Here is a 20,694-nt window from a genome sequence, read left to right on the forward strand (position 1 = left end):
GTAATTCTCACTATCTTTGAGGGTTCTAGCGGAGTTAATCCATGACCAGATTGATTGATGATGTTGTGGTTGGTTTGCAATGTAATTTGTCGCAGATCGCAGGATACTCAGACAAAGAGATCGAAAAAATTGAAAGTTTTTACTCTATCAAGGTAGGGGGTGACTTTCGTCTTTTTTTGCAAGAGTTTGGACGCTCATCAGGTGACGTTCTACTTCCTGACCTGATTTTTTATCAAGGCTACTATGCCGCCAAGACACCCGCTATGATAAGCGGGCACCTTGCTCAACAATTTGAGTTTAGAGAAGATTTAATCCGGAATAACCGCCCGTTCAGATCCGGAAGTCCGTTCCTGATCTCCATCGAAAGCGAAACTCAGTTTTTCTTTCTCAGGACTCGTGCGGACGAACCGATAAGAGTTACAACTGTTGAAGACGACTATGGCCAATTAAGCGATAATCCCGAAATCGTGTATCATTTTGACGAAAACACCGGCATGGTGAGCAATACCAAGCGGACCTTCCGCGAGTATCTGAAGTCTCAAGTGCGACTGTCAGAAACGGAGCGTGTTGGTACGGGTGAAATGATAAAGATTTGACGGATCATATTTTCTGATTACTCGGCTTGTTCTAATTCCTGATACTTCGGCATAGCAACAGCACAATACCAGTTTCCAGCTTCAACTTTTCGCGTTGCGTCCTCCAAAATGTGATGCTCGTGTGACTAGCTGTTTCCGCAGAGGTTGTTATCAATGAATGCCCGTCTTACGAAGGCCCGCCTATTCTGTGGCCTTCTCCTCCCTCTCTTCCTTGCTTCTTGCGTTTCCGTACAGGAAGAATACGGCCCGCTGTTTGCAGAGTTCACGGGTAAGCCCGTCTCGGCGGTCTCCGCTCGCTTGGGCGCACCTTCTTTCCGCCGCAAGGAAGAGGGTACAGTGGCCTGGCAAGTGCGTGAGCCCTATACAAGACGGGAGCCGATCCAGTCCTATATCAACGGCAAATGGGTAACGACGGGCTATCGCTCGATTGCGAGCCAGCTGACTTGTACCTACGAAGCCAAGGTTAAGCGGGGCGTGATCGTGGATGGCGAACTCTACGGCAGCCCCAGTGCCTGCCGCAGCCTGAGCGCCCGCCTGTGATGAGAGGGCTTCTCAAGCCCCTGATGTTTAGCCTGATCCTGGGCCTGATCTTGAGTCTGACCATGCTCCTTGGGGCGGGGGCTGTTGTTGTGGCAGAGCAAAGCATACCTGAGGCCCGTTATCTGACCGAGACCCGTCGTTTGCCTTTGTTCGCTCTGCCGGGGGGTGGATCTCTCGCAGATGACCCGCGCTGTTGCCGCCCTCCGGGCCTCTCGGGAGGAGATCGCCAGCCTGACCGATCAGCACTATGACCTGGCTCGGGGCAATCGGGTGCGCACGATTTTGTATCCGACTGAGGTGCTGGACCAGATGATCGCTCTGGAACGCCGGAGACGCGCCTTGTTCGGAGCATCAGATCAGGCAATGCTTCAGGCTTATCAAACCCAGCTTGAGACCACGATCAAGGCTTATCTGTCCTATCTCGCTCTCCTGCGCCCAGCCCTTGTCCTGACCAAAGGGGAACAGAATGTCTCCGGGCTGGAGTTCCATCTGGGGCGCAGCCGTTTTGATCATTTCCTGGCAGCGCTGGATCACTATGCGCGAGCTGGAGAGCAGGCGCTTGAGACAGCCAAGGCCCGCTGGGCCTGCGTTGAGGGAACCGCTATCGATTGCCCGGAACCACACTGGCCGCTTCTGCCCAGACCTTCCAAGAGCAATCTTGATGCTTCAGTTCTTCAGGGCGATGCCGCCCATATTGTCTCTTCTATCCGTAAGGGCAGTCTTGAAGGCGGCAAACCGGATTATCCCCAATGGGTTTTGACCACCAGCCATCAGTGCCAGCCACATCAGCCGCAGATGGCTTATTTCCTGTGGCAGTTCCCTATGCCTCTGTTTTTCGATAAGACGGGCTATGGTGAGAGAAACAAAACCTCCCCCATTAACCACGCCTCCGCTCAATCACGTGCCGGTGAAGTTTTTTCACGCCTTATCCTTGACACCTGCGCCCCGCCTTCTTAAATCATGCGACGCCTGTTAGCACTCTCTTATCATGAGTGCTAACAGTTCAGATCAACCCGGAAAGGTGCCGCAGGAAGGGCCTTTCCTAACTTAAGAGATTGAGGCTGACATGAGCTTTCGTCCTCTTCATGACCGCGTCGTAGTGCGTCGCGTTGAATCCGAGGAAAAAACCGCCGGTGGCATCATCATTCCGGATACCGCCAAGGAAAAGCCGCAGGAAGGCGAAGTTGTTGCTGTAGGCAATGGCGTACGCAACGACAAGGGTGAGCTGGTTGCCCTCGACGTGCAGGCTGGCGACCGCGTTCTGTTCGGCAAATGGTCCGGCACGGAAGTCAAGATCAACGGCGAAGAGCTGTTGATCATGAAAGAATCCGACATCATGGGCGTTCTGGCGTAAGCCCGCTCTGATCTCATCCGATATTGAAGAATTCCATCTCCCAGCGGAGAAAGTATTATGGCTGCTAAAGACGTAAAATTCGGCGCCGATGCCCGTGAGCGCATGCTGCGCGGCGTGGACATCCTGGCAAATGCTGTCAAAGTGACCCTCGGCCCGAAAGGCCGTAACGTTGTTCTCGACAAATCTTTCGGCGCACCGCGCATCACGAAAGACGGTGTTTCTGTCGCCAAGGAAATCGAACTGGAAGACAAGTTCGAAAACATGGGCGCTCAGATGGTCCGTGAAGTTGCTTCCAAGACCAACGACATTGCAGGCGACGGCACCACCACTGCTACCGTTCTGGCTCAGGCTATCGTTCGTGAAGGCGCAAAAGCTGTTGCTGCCGGCATGAACCCGATGGACCTGAAGCGCGGCATCGACCTGGCTGTGACAGCTGCTGTTGCCGACATCGAAGGCCGTTCCACCAAGATCAACACCTCTGAGGAAGTTGCTCAGGTCGGCACCATCTCTGCAAACGGCGACAAAGAAGTCGGCGACATGATCGCTGAAGCCATGCAGAAAGTCGGCAATGAAGGCGTTATCACGGTTGAAGAAGCAAAGTCTCTTCAGACCGAGTTGGAAGTTGTTGAAGGCATGCAGTTCGACCGCGGCTACCTGTCTCCATACTTCGTCACCAATGCTGAGAAAATGATCGCTGATCTGGAAGATCCGTTCATCCTGCTGCACGAGAAGAAACTCTCCAACCTGCAGGCCATGCTGCCTATTCTGGAAGCTGTTGTTCAGTCTTCCCGTCCGCTGCTCATCATTGCTGAAGATGTTGAAGGCGAAGCCCTGGCAACTCTGGTTGTCAACAAGCTGCGCGGCGGCCTGAAAATCGCTGCTGTTAAAGCTCCTGGCTTCGGCGACCGTCGTAAGGCCATGCTCGAAGACATCGCCATCCTGACCGGCGGCACCGTGATCTCCGAAGACGTTGGCATCAAGCTCGAGAGCGTTACGCTCGACATGCTCGGCACCGCCAAGAAAGTTGCCATCACGAAGGAAGAGACCACCATCGTTGACGGCGCTGGCGACAAGGGCGACATCGAAGGTCGTGTCAGCCAGATCAAGGCTCAGATCGAAGAAACCTCTTCCGATTATGACCGTGAAAAGCTTCAGGAACGTCTGGCGAAACTCGCCGGTGGCGTTGCCGTAATCCGCGTTGGCGGTGCAACGGAAGTTGAAGTGAAAGAGAAAAAAGACCGCGTTGACGATGCACTGAACGCAACCCGCGCTGCCGTTGAAGAAGGCATCGTACCGGGTGGTGGTACAGCTCTGCTCCGCGCCAAAGGTGCTGCTGAAGGCGTTGAGTCTGACAATGCAGACATCCAGGCAGGTATCAAGATCGTCACCAAGGCTCTGGAAGCTCCGATCCGCCAGATCGCCGACAATGCCGGTGTTGAAGGCTCCATCGTTGTGAACAAGGTTCTCGAAGGCGACGCGGCTCTTGGCTTCGACGCTCAGAACGAAACCTTCGTCAACATGGTTGAAACCGGCATCATCGATCCGGCCAAGGTGGTTCGCACCGCTCTGCAGGACGCCGCCTCCGTTGCTGGCCTGCTGGTCACCACAGAAGCCATGGTTGCCGACGCTCCTAAGAAAGACGGCGGCGCAGCCCCTGCAATGCCAGACATGGGCGGCATGGGCGGCATGGGCGGCATGATGTAATCTGCTACCCAGGCACAAAGTTTGAGAAAGGCCGTCCCCTGGGGCGGCCTTTTTTCGTAGCCTCGCCGCCCATGCTCATTGTTTTGCTTTGCGATGCGGGCATCGCGGGGGCGGCATGATGTAATCTGCTGCCTAGGCACAAAGTTTGAGAAAGGCCGTCCCCTGGGGCGGCCTTTTTTCGTTGCCAGGTGGCGGGCGGCCATGGGGATTATCTGTTTTGCGATGCGTGGCATCGCGGGGAGCGGGTGTTGTGGAGCAGAGAGGCACTCCGCCCTAAATGTCATGCCGGACTTGACCCGGCATCCAGCCGGGAAAGAGTCACACCCTCAGAGCTTGCCGCTCCTGGATCCCGGATCTGCGCTTTGCTTGTCCGGGATGACGGGCAGGGGTGATACGGAGACAGAAAGCAGTCATATCTTCGTTATCGTGCTGTCTACAGCCCCTGAAACCACTCGGCGTTCACATCCACATGCTCGATCATGGTGGTTTTGACGCCAAGTTCGTAGGTCTTCAGCAGTTCACACAGGCGGTCGCCATCAATGAGATCAATAGCGATTGCGCCGTCACGGGTCGCTTCTTCGGAAGCCTGACTGGTAAAGGTGCCGGTTGTGATGAACAGGCCCTTATCGGCACGGCCTTGCAGAGCACCGCGAAAATCCCGGATTTCTTTTGAGCTGACACTGCCTTTGTATCGTTTGCATTGGAAATAGATCTGGAAACTGACAAGGTTCACCCGCAATACACCCACGCCGTCGATGCCGCCATCGCCGGTCTTGCCACGCACTTCCACCTTCACAAAGCCAGCCTCCCGCAGCAAGCGCTGGGACAGGCGTTCAAAGGCGGATGGGTCCATGGCTTTTAGAACGTCGAGAAGTGTGGCTGTCCAACTCTCCTTGATATCCTCTTCCGGCAAAGCGTCGTCCAGTGTTGCTTCTGGTAAAGAGGCGTTTGTCGCCTGCTTTTTGTGCTTTGCCTTTTTGGCCGCAGCCGCCTGTCTTTTTTCGCGGGCGCGGTCTCGCTCCTCTTGATTGACCCGCTTGTGGATCGCCTGCATGTGCTCAAGGCTGGAAAGAGTTTCGCCTGTTGCTGTCAGTGCCCAGATCCCGCGTGCGGAATTTTCCAGCGCCTCGCCGCGTTTCAGAAAGGTTCGCGCCCAGGCCAAATAGTAATTCAGCTTCTGCCGATCGTCATTCGGCATGGTGTAGGATTGCTCTTCCTCAGTCACACCTTCCAACTCGATGACGGTTTCATCCAGTTCGTGGATGGACGCGGAACCACCGAGGTGGCGGAGGGCTTTGAGGGTTGCGAGCATCAAGTGCGGCAGGTCGGGGAAGCCGTCCTTTTCGATCGTGAAGGTGCGGGTCACAGATTGGCCTCCAGAAGGGTGATCTCGTCCGGTGTCAGCTCAAACAGCTCGTAAACGATGGCGTTGATGCGGTCTTCATGGGCGGCGATCTCTGCTGTCAGCCGATTGATGTCCGCCCGGTCACGGTTGATCCAGTCTTCCCAGTCATTGCGCTCGGACAGGGGAATGTCCGCCTTGAAGCTCTTTTTCACTTCAGCCTGAAAGGCGGCAAAGTCCGGCAATGCCCACCATTCTTTCAGCTTATTGTTGAGCTTTGGCTCCCGGCCATCCGGGCACAAATCCGGAATCCGGCGACGCAGACCCTGTTGCAGCCTGTAGCGCTCCTCGGCAGCCGTCTGGCAGGCCCGGGCGAGGGAGGCGAGTTCGGATTTTGGAGGCTCGGACAGCTGTGGAACTGGTAATTGCTCAACAAATTGCGAGAAAAATCGAACAAAACCACCGCGGATCTGGGCACTCATGCTGAGGTATGTAAACCAACAAATTTTCGAATTAAGAAAAGCTAGTAATGACCAATCCTCTTGAGGTATGAAATAACCGGTATTAGCGGAGTATGAACCCTCAATGTCGATGTGAAAGGGAGCGTGGTCTGCAATGTCTTTATAATAGATTTTGGGCGCGTCCAGTTTAGTATAGTACGCAATTGTATCTTGTACTTCATACCAATAGTAGGGGCCCGGTTTCCGGCCAGGCCATTTCTCACCATAGACATTAGCACGCCATCCCACCGGTTTTGGTTCCAAAATCTCCCGATACCGTTCAAGGTGCTGCTTAATGGCCGGATAGGCATCAATGTCGACCCCGCGTCTCGTGAAAATCAACCACAGATCCCGGCTCTCAGCTCGCCAGCGTTTAAGGTCCCGTCCCTCAAGCCATGGCTTTAGGATCTCTTCGGATTTTGGGTCTTCCGCAATCAGTCTGTCCCGGGTTTGCCGGTCTATAACAAAAGCTTCATTCCGGCCTGTTTTGATGCCATAGAGCGGCGAGCCATAAACCTCTTTGAGGGTTTTCCTGCCTGCTCTGATCTTGTCCCGCAGGGCTTTCAGGGCCGGGCTTTCCAGCTCCCATGACTCCGTACTCAAGTGCTGCTGGGCATAATGTTCAGCCGCTTGACCATAGGCAGCGGAGAAGTTGTCATTGGGTCGCTTGTCGACATTCCAAAACCGGGTTTGATGCTCCTTGCCTGGTTTCTCGGCCCGCATGGTCAGGATGGCCGGGTAGGTTGTCACCCCTTCAAAAATCTGTAGATCACCAAAATCAACGATGGTTTCAAGAGTTGCCTTGTTTCTGAGAAAATCCCGCAAAGGCTGGCCGGAGGCTGTTTTGAAAAAGGTGGCAGAGGAAATATAACCAAGTCGCCCGCCGGGCTTCAGAAGGCGCAAGCCGCGTTCGAAGAAATAGCAATAGAGGTCTGCCACGCCGTGATAGACATCAAAGCGTTTTTCGAGATAGGGCTTCATATCGCCCAGAAGTTCCTGACGCACATAAGGCGGATTGCCCAGCACCACGTCAAAGCCACCCTCGGCAAACACATGCGGGAAGGCGGTGGCCCAGGTGAAGCCGTGGGCCAGATAGGCATAGTTGGAATCCTCAATCAGGCTGTCGCCGACTTTCAGATTGTTGTCGAGACTGTCGAGAGCCTTGCCCTTGCGCGCCGTTTTGACCCAGAGAGACAGCTTTGCGATCTCAACGCTTTCCTCGTTCACATCCACCCCGTAGAGGTTATTTGTGAGGATGTCGCTGTCCGGGTCCAGCAGGTCGCCATAAAGGCCGGTGCCTTTCAGGCTGGCTATCTTATCGTTGACGCGGGTCAGCTCTGCCTTCATGAAATCAAAGGCCATAACGAGAAACACGCCAGAGCCGCAGGCGGGATCGACAATGCGCAGGGTCTTCAGCCGGTTCCGATAGGCCTCCCAGGCCTCAAACTCGGCGCTCTTCCGCTTCCAGGGGATGGTTTCATAGTCTGACAGGTCTGCATTCTTTTTGGCATGGCCTTTCAGAATGTCTGTGAAAATCTCTTTGAGATGGGTGCCGAGGGTCTGTTCAACAATGAAACGGGCAATATAATCCGGGGTATAGACCACGCCATCGCGCTTGCGGCGTCCCGATGTGCCGGAGGTCTTTTCCACCTCCACTGCGTCACCGCGGGCAATCGCCTGCTCCCGCTCCACATCGCTGATGGATTGCTCGAAGATGTGCCCCAAAACGGTGACCGAGACTTCCGAGCCGAAATCATAATCACCAATCCGCTTAAAGCCCTCACAGACCTCATCGGGCAGGTGGATGGCATCAATATCCGGGTCGGGTGCAAACAGGCCACCATTATACGGGGGCACATCCAGGGCCTTGTTACCCTTGTCTATGGAGGCAAACAGGCCCTTGAAATTATCCCAGATCGGCTTTGGATTAAACGGGTCTGAATGCTCAAAGGCCCGCTCCAGTATCCGGTCGGGTAAAAGGCCGGTATCCTCGGCAAAGGCTGTAAACAGAACCCGGTCGAGAATGGTCTGGGCGACCGAGATGCTTTTGAGCGGATCCATCGTCGGAGCCGCCGCGCGAACCGCCGCGATCAACTCGCTGCGCAGGATCTTGTAATGGCTATAAAGCCGGTTGGTGATGTCCTTATCTTCCCGGCGGCTCTCTGCCAGGAGTTCCGCCGTGCGGCCTGTTAAAAGGTTTTCAGCGCTCAACAATAGCATGAACCGGGCATATTGTTCAGGCTCTGTCAGCTTTGCCAGGTCAAAGCGCTCATAAGCCTGGGTGCCTTCGCCAAACCCGTAGAGCCTGATTTCCAGATAATTCGAGACCAATACCCATTTCACGCCAGGTGCATTGGTGGCATATTCCCAGGCCTGTTGAACCGGGCTTTTTGCTCGCCCGGGCATAATGGCGTCGAGATCTTTGGTCTTTGCGCCTTTCAATTCAAACGGGGCGATGATCTCTGCACGATCAGTTGAAAAGTGACCAAGCGCCAGATCAACCGAGCCCCGGAGAATGGCCTTCTCAGCCGCAACCGTGAAATCCTGCCCTTCCACCGGGCCACGATAGCCAAGAACGGTTTCCACAAGCCTGGTCTTGAACTCACCGTGGAGAGCGGTTTCCTTATAATCCTTGATCCGCGCTGATCTGATCAGTTCAGCCCAGTTCTCAAGAATCTCTCTGTGATGGTCGGGGCAGGCCTCAAAGCGCTCCGTATACTTCTTGAGTGTCTTAGGATTGAAGAGCGTCGCTTGAGCCACAGAAGAATCCACCAATCAGGAAAGTCATGCAACTTTGTGGATACATAGTTAGCCAATCAAGCGCAACACGCTGTTTGGCCATCCCTCACTTCGCCACCACATAGACGTTCTTGCCGTTGATGCGGATGACGGCGGGGTCGTCTGTGGTCATGGCGGTGTGGAGGAGTTTTTCGAAGGTCTGGCCGAGCATCATGGTCTGTTTGTGCCGGTCTCGGGTCTGAGCGCCAAGCGCCTTGCCTTGTTCTTCGAACTGGGCGTTGCGCTGCCAATCGGTCTTGAGATCTGTGTTGGTGATGTACCAGGTCGGTGACTGGTCGAACACAGCGTCCGGGCCCTTCACATCCGGGTCTGTCAGGGTAATCTCGGCGCCTGTCTGTTCTGCAAAATAGGTGACCGACTGGATGACCAGCGGCCAGCGCTCGGAATAGTCATCACCCGCCATGATGCCACCGGATTTCAGCTTGGGCAGCCAGTCGAAAAAGGTCTTGCCGCCTTCCTCGCCGCTATGGGCATAGCCATCGATATAGATGAAATCGAAATAGTCGTCGGGAAAGAGGCCCAGCGCCTCATCAAAAAACATCTTGAGAAGGGTGTAATTGCCCTCAAGGCCCACGCGCTTGACGGCGGCCTTGTATTCCTCGTGATTGTGATGGTCACCATAAACATCAACGCCAAAAAAGCGCTGGAACTTGCCGCTTTGTACCATGCGGGCGGAATAACCGCCGGATGCCACACCCAGCTCGATACCGATATTCTCCGTGCCGGACAGATGTTCAATGATGGAAAACCGGTCTTTCCCCTTGTCGATTGCGACCATGACCGTGCCTTGTGTTTCGGGTTAGGAATCCTGAAGAAGTAACCAGGTGCTCTGCGCCAGACATGCAGCATATGAGGCAACATTCTGCGACTCACCTTTGCGTAAAACGGTAGAGATGGAGCAGCGGATTGTCTAGGTTTTCAAGGACCTCCAACCAAGCGGGGCGGTAAAATGACTATCGCAGAATAGGCGTGAGCAATGGGGCTTGACCCTGGCAAACCCGGTTCTGTGTCTTGAGCTTGCCGCGCTGGAAGGCTAACCTCGGGAAAATGCTGTGACTCAAACAACAAGAACGCGCGATGGGGTCATGGTAACAGGAGGGAAGTCGCGGGGGAGTTTCATGATTAAAAGACTTGTATCATCACTGTGTTTTCTGCTGCTTCTGGGCGGCGTCGCATCTGCGGCTGTCGTCGGTAGTTTCCGGACCGGAAGCTGGAACGGCAACGCCTTCACCAATGACCAGACAGGGGCGTTTGATTCCTGCGTGGCCATTGCCAAATATCGCAGCGGCATTTCCATGAGTGTTCAGGTGGATGCCAATTACAGCTGGTGGATCGGCTTTTCTGCCCCTGGCTGGACGATGACGACGGGTGAAAAAATTGCCCTCCAATACCGTATTGACCGTGGCCCCTGGCAGCAGGGCACAGCCGAGGCGATTTCCCCGGAGCTGGCGCGGATGGCAATGCCTCAGGGCGGCTACATCATCACCCGCTTCCGGCGTGGGCGCACATTATATGTCTATGACGGTACCTACAATTACCAGTTCCGCCTGACGGGAACATCCCGACTGATGCGGCGCATGGCCCGCTGCGTAGATACCTATGCAGCCCGATACGGCACAGGCGCACCGGTTGTCGGCAGTGTGGCGCCGGGCAGTGCTGCAGACAGCGGGGCAAGCGCCAGCGCAACGCCAGAGCCGGAACCGGAAGAGCCGCCACATGCTGGCAATTCCGATGATCCGCAGCTCAAGATCGAAGCGGCTCAGAGCCTGTTCAACCTGATGGGCCGGACCGGAGCTCTGACCCTGCAGCTCCAGGCGGAAGACCAGCGCACCGATGATCTGAAGGGCTATCACGCGGTGGCCTATAGTGATGCCCGCACCATGACATCCCATATCCGCACCGCAGGCAGCTATGCCTCGGAACAGGCGCTGCTGACAGATCTGATCAGCATCTCTGCGAAAGGGTGCGAAGGAGATTTCTCGTCGGGTACGGGCCGGAAGACCGTGGGTGACAAGACCCTGTTTACGGGGCACGCCACCTGTGTGGCCGGAGATTTTGAACTGGCCCAGCGCTATGCCATTGCCCCGCGCGGCAAGGGCGGGGTCTACATGTTCTCTGTGGCGGACAGCTACGTGGGCGAGGGCGGTGGTGCGCCTGTGTCTCCGCCATCTGAGATTACAGCCGACGCGTTTAACCAGGCTGCAGCAGCTGCTGCGCAATAGAGGCGTCTGGACAGGCTTTGCACATCCTCCCTATACTGACGGCTGTGTCGTCATACGGGAGGATGATGCATGTGCCAGATTTTTGCGGGGCAGGACCCGCATAATTACGAGCCGGTCACCCGGCGTCTGCGCCTGAACGGCCAGAGCACCAGCATTCGGCTGGAACGATCCTATTGGGAAATGCTGGATACCATTGCCGAACGGGAAGGCCTGACCACACCGGGTTTTATCTCCAAGCTGCATTCTGAAGTGCTGGAATTGCGCGGTGAAGTCACCAATTTCACCTCGCTTTTGCGCTGTGCCTGTCTGATCCATCAGGGACAGGAAACGGGAGATACTGTTCCCGTTGCAGCCGAATAGGGCGCAAAAAAACCGGCGAAAGGGTCTGTAGTAGAGTGCTACTACCACGCCGGGTTCTGACTTCGTCAAACTGCCAGAGCGATCAAGACATCGCTTTGGGAGGATGCTTTGGCGAAAGCAATACACATGATGATCCGCGTTCTCGAAGAGGCGCGGTCCGTTCAGTTCTACAAAACAGCCTTTGATCTGGTTGTGGCGGAGCGCCTCGATTTCGAGACGTTCACGCTCGTCTATCTGCGCAACAGCGAAGCGGATTTTGAGGTCGAGCTCACCGTCAACAAAGGGCGGGAAGAGGCCTACGACCTCGGAGACGGCTACGGTCATATCGCCTTCTGCGTTGATGATCTGGATGCAGAACACGCCCGGTTCGAGGCGGAAGGCCTTGCACCTAGAAAAATCGTTGAGTTCGAACGGGATGGCGCTCTGCTGGCCCGGTTTTTCTTCGTGGCTGATCCCGACGGGTATCAGATCGAGGTGCTGCAGCGCCACGGGCGCTATCGCTGAACGGAAAAGACAACACGGCAAAAGCCGACTACGGGAAATGGAGGAGAAGGAAATGGACGCTCAACAACGCGGACTGACGCGAAGAGCGCTTCTGTCACGGTCTGTGGCCATGGGAGCGCTTCTGGTGGTGGGGAACGGCTTTGTTGCCGCTAATACGGCTGCCTGGGCACTGGAGGTCTCACACCTGAAGCCTGAAACCATGGCAACGCTTATCCAGATGGCGCGTGATATCTACCCCCATGACCATGTGGGAGATGAGTTCTACGCCACGGCTGTGAAGGGGTATGACACGGCAGAGCAGGCCGCCACTGTGGAGGCTGGCATCGCCGCGCTGAATGCGGCTGCGGTCGGTGCAGGCTTCTCCAGCTATCTGGGCACAGGCTGGGAGCGGGATCGTGTCGACCTCCTGCGAGGCATGGAAAACAGCCCCTTCTTCCAGATGGTGCGCGGTGGGCTGGTAACCGGCCTCTATAACCAGAAAGCGGTCTGGCCGCTGTTTGGCTATGAGGGCGAAAGCTACACCAAGGGCGGTTACATCGACCGCGGCTTTGACGACATCAACTGGCTCTGAGGGAGGACGGGATCATGACAGCACCATTTGACCTCAACGATGACAGTGTGGTCGTCATCATCGGAACAGGCGCAGGCGGCGGTGTGCTTGCCAATGAACTGGCCCAGAAAGGCATCAGCGTTGTGGCGCTGGAAGCTGGCGGGCGCTATCTGCCGGATGATTACATCAATGATGAGTGGGAAAGCTTCGGCCAGTTGGCCTGGCTGGACGGTCGCACCACCAGCGGCGACTGGCGCGTCTCAAAAGACTTTTCCGGGCTGCCTGCCTGGATAGTCAAGGCCGTCGGCGGAACTACCACACACTGGGCCGGGGCATCCCTGCGCTTTCAGGATCATGAATGGAAGGCCGCCAGTACCTATGGCAATGTGTCGGGCGCGAGCCTGCTTGACTGGCCGATTGATGCAGCCGAAATGGCTCCCTATTACGACAAGGCCGAAGCCAAACTGGGTGTAACCCGCACCGGTGGCCGGGATGGCCTGCCAGGCAACAACAATTACAAGGTGTTCGAGGCCGGGGCCAGGAAGCTCGGTTACAGCCAGGTTCATACCGGACGAATGGCCATCAACAGCGCCGAATATGACGGGCGACAGGTCTGTCAGCAGACAGGGTTCTGTTTCCAGGGCTGTAAATGGGGGGCGAAGTGGTCAGCCGCTTACACTGATATCCCCCGTGGCGAGGCAACCGGCAATCTGGAGGTGCGCGAGCGGGCCCATGTGCTGAAGATCGAGCATGATGCATCCGGCAAGGTGACCGGTGTCCTCTATGCGGACAAGGATGGCAATCAGCATCTGCAGAAGGCCCGTGTGGTCTGTGTGGCGGGCAATTCCATTGAAAGCCCGAGGCTTCTGCTCAATTCCGCCTCATCCCTGTTCCCGGACGGGCTGGCCAACAGCTCCGGCCAGGTGGGGCGCAACTATATGCGGCATATGACCGGCTCGGTCTATGCGGTGTTCGACAAGCCTGTGCACATGTGGCGTGGAACCACTATGGCCGGTATCATCCAGGATGAGTCCCGCCATGACCCGTCCCGCGGGTTTGTGGGCGGTTATGAGCTGGAAACCCTGGCACTGGGCCTGCCATTCATGGCGGCTTTCCTCGACCCGGGCGCATGGGGCAGGGAGTTTACCACCGCGCTGGATCTCTATGAGAACATGGCGGGTATGTGGATCGTCGGCGAGGATATGCCACAGGAAACCAACCGCATCACCCTCAACCATGATGTGAAAGACCAGTACGGCCTGCCGGTGCCCAATGTGCATTTTGATGATCACCCCAATGACATCGCCATGCGCGACCACGCCTATAAGCAGGGGGCGGCGGTATATGACGCGGTGGGTGCAACACGCACCTTCCCGACACCACCCTATCCCTCAACCCACAATCTGGGCACGAACCGCATGTCGGAGAAGGCGCGGGATGGTGTGGTCAACAAATGGGGCCAGACCCATGATATTGCCAACCTGTTCATCTCCGATGGCAGCCAGTTCACCACCGGGGCGGCAGAAAACCCGACCCTGACCATTGTGGCCCTGGCTATCCGTCAGGCAGACCATCTGGCCAGTGAACTGGGCAAAGGGAATCTCTAAAGCACCAGACTTTTAACCTGAATGGGTAGCGGTGCTTTAAGGGTTTGTTTTTGCGCGAGCTTTTAACTGAAAAGTCTGTCAACTTTTCAGAAGCACGCTGTAGACCAAACCTCCCGAAACGGCTTGCCCGCAAGACCGACCTTGGCCGCCCCTCGGGGCGGCTTTTTTGTTTGAGATGCCTGTAAGGTGTGTTGAGAGTCTGATCTCCGCTACCGCGACGATGTTTTGCGTCGTCGTCATCAAAGAATGTTCAGTGTGATAGTATCGGCGGAGATTCAGGTGGTTGATAGCATGACTCAAAACACATGTTTAAGAAGAGTTTGTCTCTTGTAGCAAGAGGAAGAACCGTGATAATTGTTGTCCATCGCCTTACCACAGTCAGGGGTGATGATCGTATCGTGGTAATGGATGAGGGGCAGGTTGCAGAAACCGGAACGCATAATGACCTGGTGAAAGCCGGCGGTCTCTATGCGGAGTTGGTCAGAATGCAATAGGGGGTCGTGATGCTGACAGCATCAGACGAGAATAGTGCAGGCGACAAAAGCGAAGCCGACAAGGGCCGCGCCACTGGAAGAGAACTGCGTATTCGCGTTGCGCAAGAAGCGGAAGAAGTCGTGAAAATCCTCCCCTTGGGTCGAGAGTTTCACGAGAAGAGCATCTATTCCGATATCACGTTCAGCGAAGACAAATGCCGTCGTCTGTTTACGGATGCGGTTTCGCATCCCAATCGGTCAGCCGTTTTGATGGCCGAGCTTCACGGACGCATTTTGGGCTATGCAGTCTCTGGTTCCAATTTTGAACGGTTAATTGGTTAGGATTTGTAAGGTGACGGAAGAGAAAAAAACTCTCGATATTGTTGGAGCTGGTTATCCTAGCTTAAATTTATTCTCTTTTTTTCAGCTCATTATTTTTCTGTCTCCGGTTGTGATTTCTTTTTTTATTTTTATAATTTACTTTGAAAATCATGATATTGGCCAGATAGTTAAATTGCCGGATTATTTATCTATATCTAAAAATATTGACATCCCTGAAAATATTTTAGTGGAAGATAATTTTTCGGCTATTTATGATATTTTTATTGCATTATGTATTTTTTCTAATTTATTTGGAATATTATTTTCTTTTATTTATCCTGTTGATAAATCTATATACGAATATAAATATCATCATGAAGGTGTGAACCACTACCTGTTTTTGATGATAGTTATTTGTATTTTTGTCTTGTATCTTTTTTTTATTCAACCTGATTTTGATTCAATATCAACGAAATTTATAAAATCTTATTTTTACTTAGGGTTCGCGCTCTGGATAAAGGATTATATTTTATTCTTGTTTGCTTTTGTTGGCTGTACGGCTGCGGCTCGAATGATTATCTCAAATATTTTCTTCAGTATAAAGAAGGGGTAAATATGAAAAATATTGATAATAGCACTTTAACTTATAAGAACCTGTTATTTGGAAAGATCGTAGCCACCGCATTATTTATTCTTTCTACTTTGGTTTTATTTTCTTTCTATAAGCTTGGTTTGAGTTCTGTTTATAGTAATGTGTTTCTCTTTTTTGGAAATTTTTGGTTATTATTATTGTCTATAGGTCTTATAAATTCATATTTCTTTAGTCCATCAGTATTTACAAGAGGCGGATGGATTTATGTAATTAATAATTTTGTAAAATTTAAATTACCTTTGAATTTAGTCGATGCAAATGATGGGGTTGAAATAATTTATTTTGCAAAAACATCTCTTATTTTTCAGTTTTTTATTTGGATTTTGTTTCCAGGTATATTTATTTTTTCTCTGTCTGGTCTTGCTGTAAACGGGTTTTTTGGATCATTTAGCCTAAGGGAGGGTTGTAATGTCTAACTTGATAGCTAATGGGATTGATCTTGCTGTAGGTGCGACTGGGTGAGCTCCATGAAGAACATAAGAAGAGAATACATTAATTTTCGAGATTTTTATATAGATGAAAAGTCTTTATCAGATATTTCATATCTGAAGATACTATTTTCAGTTTTGATAATTGTAAATTATATAATTTGTGTATCTAGTGATTTCTATATTTATTTATATGATTTGATAGACTTTAATTTTTAAAATATAATGACACCATTGTTTTATGAATTGAAGGCTAATAATGATTTATTAATTTTTAAAAAATTCTCTATTTTTGTTTCAATTTCCTATTTATTGTCAGTAATATTTGTTACTTTTTCCTTATTTAAAGCTAAATTAAAAGAAAAAATTAGAAGTGATTATCCTGAATTTGATATTTTTAATTATTTTATTCTTGTATGTGTTATTTTTTTAGTATTTTTTGGTATTTATATTTTCAGTATTGAGGATGGGTATTCGAATAGGCGATTTCTGATCTATTCAATGATAGGAAAAGGTGAGTTTTTCTTTATAAGGGATGCTTTCTTTATTAGTTGTTTAGGGATGATGGGAATTGATCTCATGGTTGTGGTAAGACTTGTTATGAGAATTCACATAAATAAGACTTGAACTCTAGTGACAGTTCATCCCATCCCGCCTCTCTAATGATGCTCCATTTGAGATGTGAGGCATAGATAGTAAGCAGTCATTGTAATGGTGATTCTGATCTATGCTGACGGTAATTCGCATAAATGAAATTTGTCCTGTTATCTGATTCTCATTGTATAGAATTTTGTTCTCAAACTCCAAAAGCCTGAACAATAGATGGCTTCGTCTCAGAAACATTGCCTGAGCGTCTCACATACCTTGTTACCCCCTGTTTTCATTTGTCTGCGCGCAATTTCTTCCTGTAGTGCGTTGAAGAACAACACATCCGGCTCTGCAATCTGACGGCACCCAAAACGGGTCTTTGTCGTCTAAAGCAAACAAAACCTGGGGAGAGGGTGCTGCGCAACACACTGGCCGTTTTGCAGCACTGATACGTCACTATGAAATCTATCCGTAAGAGTTCAGCGATCAAAAATAAGAACACATCATACCGGGTGTGGCAGGGGGCAGGAGCTGGGTCATCAGACGTGTCGAAACTGCGTCAATACGCTCAGGCGTGGTTGGCCAGGCTGGGTCTGATCTTCGCCGTTGTGAATTACGGTGACAGTTTACTTAATTATTCCCATCCTCCACAATCTGCTTCGTTTTCGGTCCTCGTTTCTGAGGAGCCAGGCGGCGGTTAAGACGGCGCTCTAGGTCTTGGGTAAACGACGCACTTCCCAAAGGTCGCCCGGCCGTCTCTCCCCGACGCAACACGGCATAAACCTCATCGCTCTCCTGATGATCCAACAGGAAACGCCTAAAATCAGGGATGCGGGTCAGAACAGGCTCACATGTGGTGATCCCGTCATCTCGCCCTGATAAAATCGCATGGACACTGCTCCACGGCCAGTCTTCAGCACGTTCTACCAGTCGGGCTCTGACCGGATTAAGAGCGACATAGGCAAAGGCTGTCAGGAGATGATCCTCATCCATGACAACAGAACCAAACCGCCCCTGCCAGAGATGACCGGTCCAGCGGTTACGTGCATTGATCCGCCCGGCATATTTCCTGTGCACGTGAGCCACCGTCGTCCGCAGGCCATCCTCATCCCCCGGCACCACGATTAGGTGGACATGGTTGGGCATCAGGCACCAGGACCAGATTTCTGATCCACTCACTCTCAGAGCATCAGACAGAAGGTCAGCATAGGCCTGATAATCATCACCAGAAAAAAACACCTGCTCACGCCGGTTCCCCCGCTGGGTCACATGATGCGGAAGACCAGGAACAACAATACGTGCAAGGCGGGCCATGCTGAGACTGTAAGAACAAAATGATAATTAGTAAACTGTCACCGTAATTCTCCGTAATTCCTTGCGGCGGAAAGAAGGTGCGCCCAGGCGAGCCGAGATCGCTGAGACTGGCTTACCCGTGAACTCTGCAAACAGCGGGCCGTATTCTTCCTGCACAGAAACACAGGAATTACGGTGAGAATTACGGAATTACGGTGACAGTTTACTTAATCTGTCTCTCATACGGCCAAATAGTGTGTCGCTGCGATCAAGTCACAATAACCATCAAAATGTATCATTTGAAATGTGATGCGTAATTAGTAAACTATCACCGTAATTTGAGTTCCTCGGACTGCTAACGGTATTATTTATGATCGAAATTTCATCTCTTGATCCAGGGATAGGTTATGTAACCTGCGGGTTTGGCTCGATATATGGAGTTGAGTATAAATTTGAAGTAAAGTCCATTGAATTTCTTCTATATTGTAGAGATATAGCGGAGTATATCTCTTCATATATTCAGAATGGAAATAAGATATCGCATAATGAAACTGTAAATTTAGGAATGTGGTCTTTGATAGCAAAGAGGATGGGGGGTTATATTTCGTTTTACGAGTACAATGATGATGTTAATGATTATGTGCCGGGAATAAATACATCTGCTGGAGTGTGGGGCGAGCAGAGAAGGTTTTGTGATGAACATAAATTGCTATTTTGTCCTCCAAGGCCAGATCAGCTAATTGTAATTACACCAAATGCTCTTTCCGGGAAAATCTGTGAAGGAGCAAGGTATTCCAGCGAAGATCATATGTCGGGATGGTGGATATTGTCTGATGATTACGATGAGGGGGATACTAGTAATTTAAGGCTAATTCATCCGCTGCATTTGAGTATAAGAAGCATCAATTTCACAAAATATCTAGCTATGCCAGAAGGCTATTGCTTTGATGAGCGCTCTGGTGAGATTTTCTTTGATGAAAGTGTATTATGACTTGTGTAAGAGTAAAACCTTAGTTGCAGATATAATGTCCGAGGCTATTGGTCGACTATTGTCTGTGAAACCTCTATCGACGAAGCCCCGTTCGAGAAGAACAACGGGTATGGCTGGCCTGTTTTTGATGACAGGAAGCGGGTAGGGGATAACAGCGCTGTAGTCCGCCCTACGCGCGCCTCAGAGTAGCCCGAGGGCGCGGTCGGCCAGGTTCATGTTGGTGGCTGAGCCGTTGATCGCGGCTTCGGCGTCTTTGCGGATGGTGCGCAGCTTTTCGATGACATCGTCACACTGGTCAGCGACGCTCTGGGTCTCCGCCTTGGTGCGATCAACGGAGGCGGTGGCTGTATCCACCACGGTCATGATGGTCTCGACGATGGTCACCAGTTCAAGACGGCTGTCGGTGGCCGAATTTATCAGGGTCATCAGCCCGTCAAGGCCGCTTTCAAGTTCCTGCACATGGTTGGTCAGTGGCACAAGGGCTTCGTTGATCTCGTGACTGGAGCCCTCTGTATTGGATGAAAGACGCTTGACCTCATTGGCAACGACTGTGAAGCCGCGCCCGTGCTGGGCAGCGCGGGCAGCCTCAATCGTGGCATTCAGTGCCAGCAGGCGGGTCTGGCGGGCAATAGCAGTAATGGCATCCGCCAGCCGGTTGATCTGCGCGAATTCGGTTGAGAACGCCTGAAGGCGCTCCCGGGAATTACGGCTGATCTGGGCTTCTTCCTGGGCGTCAGCTGCAGATTTGTCCGCCATCCCCTTGATGGTGCCGAGCTGGTTGACCACGTCGTTCAGGTTGGCGCAGGCCTGGGTGACAATCTTGTTTGCCCCGCAGAGGCGGGTTTTCACCCCTTCGGTAGAGGTGATCAGCTCATCAAGAAACTTTACCCGTGCATGGGAGGCTTCATGAACGTTGCGGGCATTGTTGCGGATGGTGGTGATGAGCGTTTCAAGCTCGTCGTGTCGTTCCCTGCGCTGGCTGTTGGCCATGTCTTTGTCTCCTAAAGCAGACTGATGGCCCGTTCCGCCAGTTCAATATTCTTTGCGGAACCCTTGATAGCGGCTTCTGCGTCCGTGCGGATGGTGCGGAGTTTTTCGATCACATCATCACACTGATCGGCGACGGTCTGTGTTTCTTCGCGTGTCTGATCAACAGAGGCGGTGGCTGTATCCACCACGGTCATGATGGTCTCGACAATGGTCACAAGTTCCATGCGGCTGTCTGAGGCGGTGTTGATCAGCGTCATCAGCTCGTCAATGCCGCCTTCCAGCTCCTGCACATGGTTGGTCAGTGGCACCAGCGCCTCGTTGATCTCGTGGCTGGACCCTTCCGTACGGGAAGACAGGCGCTTCACCTCGTTGGCAACGACTGTGAAGCCGCGTCCGTGCTCTGCAGCGCGAGCCGCTTCAATCGTGGCGTTCAGCGCCAGCAGGCGGGTCTGCCGGGCGATGGCTGTAATGGCATCGGCCAGCTTGTTGATCTGGGTAAATTCGGTTGAGAATGCATCCAGCCTGTCGCGGGACCCACGAGTGATCTCGGCCTCTTCCCGAGCATCAGAGGCTGACCGTTCTGCCATGTGTTTGATGGTGCCGAGCTGACTGACGACGTCATTCAGATTGGCGCAGGCCTGTGTGACAATCTGGTTTGCGCCACCAAGGCGGGTTTTGACCCCCTCAGTTGATGCAATCAGCTCGTCAAGAAAGGTGACACGGGCACGTGAGGCAGCATTCACCTTGCGGGCATTATCCCGAATGGTGGTGATCAACGTCTCAAGCTCGTCAGGCTGTTCCGCTGCTTGTCCCACTGGCAGACTGTCGCCCATATGGCTGCCCATCCTCAATCTGTCGCCCCAATGCCCCATAAAGAGCG

The 20,694-nt window shown here is 52.6% G+C and carries 21 protein-coding genes; 15 read left to right on the forward strand and 6 right to left on the reverse strand.

Annotation, left to right across the window (positions count from 1 at the left end; translation table 11 throughout):
* The first annotated feature begins 41 nt into the window (after positions 1–41).
* The 5 genes from RA157_RS12490 to groL all read left to right on the forward strand — a co-directional run bounded on the left by RA157_RS12490 (position 42) and on the right by groL (position 4,194).
* A complete protein-coding gene (locus RA157_RS12490) occupies positions 42–596 on the forward strand; it encodes a hypothetical protein (protein ID WP_350333457.1) in 555 nt (184 codons plus the stop codon).
* A gap of 336 nt (positions 597–932) precedes the next feature.
* On the forward strand, positions 933–1,136 hold the full coding sequence (locus RA157_RS12495) for a hypothetical protein (protein ID WP_350333458.1): 204 nt from the start codon (positions 933–935) through the stop codon (positions 1,134–1,136).
* Positions 1,137–1,316: 180 nt separating this feature from the next.
* On the forward strand, positions 1,317–2,093 hold the full coding sequence (locus RA157_RS12500) for a hypothetical protein (RefSeq protein ID WP_350333459.1): 777 nt from the start codon (positions 1,317–1,319) through the stop codon (positions 2,091–2,093).
* Positions 2,094–2,202: 109 nt separating this feature from the next.
* The gene (gene groES, locus RA157_RS12505) at positions 2,203–2,490 is read left to right on the forward strand and encodes a co-chaperone GroES (RefSeq protein ID WP_350333460.1); all 288 of its coding nucleotides are present in this window, start codon (positions 2,203–2,205) and stop codon (positions 2,488–2,490) included.
* A 57-nt stretch (positions 2,491–2,547) separates the two neighbouring features.
* Positions 2,548–4,194, forward strand: coding sequence for a chaperonin GroEL (gene groL, locus RA157_RS12510; RefSeq protein ID WP_350333461.1), 1,647 nt, complete (start codon positions 2,548–2,550; stop codon positions 4,192–4,194).
* Between the two features lie 433 nt (positions 4,195–4,627).
* Here groL and RA157_RS12515 read toward each other — a convergent pair whose 3' ends face one another.
* From RA157_RS12515 to RA157_RS12525, 3 genes are all read right to left on the reverse strand, one after another.
* Entirely contained in the window at positions 4,628–5,560 is a 933-nt protein-coding gene (locus tag RA157_RS12515) for a restriction endonuclease (RefSeq protein WP_350333462.1), read from the reverse strand.
* Positions 5,557–8,796 (reverse strand): Eco57I restriction-modification methylase domain-containing protein, encoded by a 3,240-nt coding sequence (locus tag RA157_RS12520; protein ID WP_350333463.1) that lies wholly within the window; start codon positions 8,794–8,796, stop codon positions 5,557–5,559. Before RA157_RS12520 ends, RA157_RS12515 begins: the two co-directional genes overlap by 4 nt.
* Positions 8,797–8,881: 85 nt before the next feature.
* On the reverse strand, positions 8,882–9,613 hold the full coding sequence (locus RA157_RS12525; protein WP_350333464.1) for a class I SAM-dependent methyltransferase: 732 nt from the start codon (positions 9,611–9,613) through the stop codon (positions 8,882–8,884).
* A 340-nt stretch (positions 9,614–9,953) separates the two neighbouring features.
* Here RA157_RS12525 and RA157_RS12530 point away from each other — a divergent pair, with 340 nt between their 5' ends.
* From RA157_RS12530 to RA157_RS12570, 9 genes are all read left to right on the forward strand, one after another.
* Positions 9,954–11,057 carry a hypothetical protein gene (locus RA157_RS12530; RefSeq protein WP_350333465.1) on the forward strand — a complete coding sequence of 368 codons (1,104 nt, stop codon included), beginning with the start codon at positions 9,954–9,956 and terminating at the stop codon, positions 11,055–11,057.
* Positions 11,058–11,126: 69 nt separating this feature from the next.
* Positions 11,127–11,417: a ribbon-helix-helix domain-containing protein gene (locus RA157_RS12535; RefSeq protein WP_350333466.1), complete on the forward strand. Its 291-nt coding sequence runs from the start codon at positions 11,127–11,129 to the stop codon at positions 11,415–11,417.
* A 108-nt stretch (positions 11,418–11,525) separates the two neighbouring features.
* Positions 11,526–11,921, forward strand: coding sequence for a VOC family protein (locus tag RA157_RS12540; protein ID WP_350333467.1), 396 nt, complete (start codon positions 11,526–11,528; stop codon positions 11,919–11,921).
* 52 nt (positions 11,922–11,973) lie between these two features.
* On the forward strand, positions 11,974–12,492 hold the full coding sequence (locus RA157_RS12545) for a Twin-arginine translocation pathway signal (RefSeq protein ID WP_350333468.1): 519 nt from the start codon (positions 11,974–11,976) through the stop codon (positions 12,490–12,492).
* Between the two features lie 14 nt (positions 12,493–12,506).
* Positions 12,507–14,078: a GMC family oxidoreductase gene (locus tag RA157_RS12550; protein WP_350333469.1), complete on the forward strand. Its 1,572-nt coding sequence runs from the start codon at positions 12,507–12,509 to the stop codon at positions 14,076–14,078.
* A 347-nt stretch (positions 14,079–14,425) separates the two neighbouring features.
* Positions 14,426–14,572 (forward strand): hypothetical protein, encoded by a 147-nt coding sequence (locus RA157_RS12555; protein ID WP_350333470.1) that lies wholly within the window; start codon positions 14,426–14,428, stop codon positions 14,570–14,572.
* Between the two features lie 9 nt (positions 14,573–14,581).
* The gene (locus tag RA157_RS12560) at positions 14,582–14,893 is read left to right on the forward strand and encodes a hypothetical protein (protein ID WP_350333471.1); all 312 of its coding nucleotides are present in this window, start codon (positions 14,582–14,584) and stop codon (positions 14,891–14,893) included.
* A gap of 10 nt (positions 14,894–14,903) precedes the next feature.
* The gene (locus RA157_RS12565; protein ID WP_350333472.1) at positions 14,904–15,485 is read left to right on the forward strand and encodes a hypothetical protein; all 582 of its coding nucleotides are present in this window, start codon (positions 14,904–14,906) and stop codon (positions 15,483–15,485) included.
* 2 nt (positions 15,486–15,487) lie between these two features.
* Positions 15,488–15,940 carry a hypothetical protein gene (locus RA157_RS12570; RefSeq protein ID WP_350333473.1) on the forward strand — a complete coding sequence of 151 codons (453 nt, stop codon included), beginning with the start codon at positions 15,488–15,490 and terminating at the stop codon, positions 15,938–15,940.
* A 1,230-nt stretch (positions 15,941–17,170) separates the two neighbouring features.
* Here RA157_RS12570 and RA157_RS12575 read toward each other — a convergent pair.
* Positions 17,171–17,854 (reverse strand): transposase, encoded by a 684-nt coding sequence (locus RA157_RS12575; protein ID WP_350333456.1) that lies wholly within the window; start codon positions 17,852–17,854, stop codon positions 17,171–17,173.
* Between the two features lie 349 nt (positions 17,855–18,203).
* On the opposite strand from RA157_RS12575, the gene RA157_RS12580 reads away from it, so the two are divergent.
* A complete protein-coding gene (locus RA157_RS12580) occupies positions 18,204–18,824 on the forward strand; it encodes an immunity protein Imm33 domain-containing protein (protein ID WP_350333474.1) in 621 nt (206 codons plus the stop codon).
* 180 nt (positions 18,825–19,004) lie between these two features.
* Here RA157_RS12580 and RA157_RS12585 read toward each other — a convergent pair whose 3' ends face one another.
* Together RA157_RS12585 and RA157_RS12590 are read right to left on the reverse strand one after the other, a co-directional pair.
* Positions 19,005–19,814, reverse strand: a complete 810-nt coding sequence (locus RA157_RS12585) for a methyl-accepting chemotaxis protein (RefSeq protein WP_350333475.1) — start codon at positions 19,812–19,814, stop codon at positions 19,005–19,007.
* A gap of 11 nt (positions 19,815–19,825) precedes the next feature.
* Positions 19,826–20,647, reverse strand: a complete 822-nt coding sequence (locus RA157_RS12590) for a methyl-accepting chemotaxis protein (RefSeq protein ID WP_350333476.1) — start codon at positions 20,645–20,647, stop codon at positions 19,826–19,828.
* Positions 20,648–20,694 lie beyond the last annotated feature (47 nt).

This window comes from Coralliovum pocilloporae (assembly GCF_030845175.1).
In the GTDB taxonomy this organism is placed as follows: domain Bacteria; phylum Pseudomonadota; class Alphaproteobacteria; order Rhizobiales; family Cohaesibacteraceae; genus Coralliovum; species Coralliovum pocilloporae.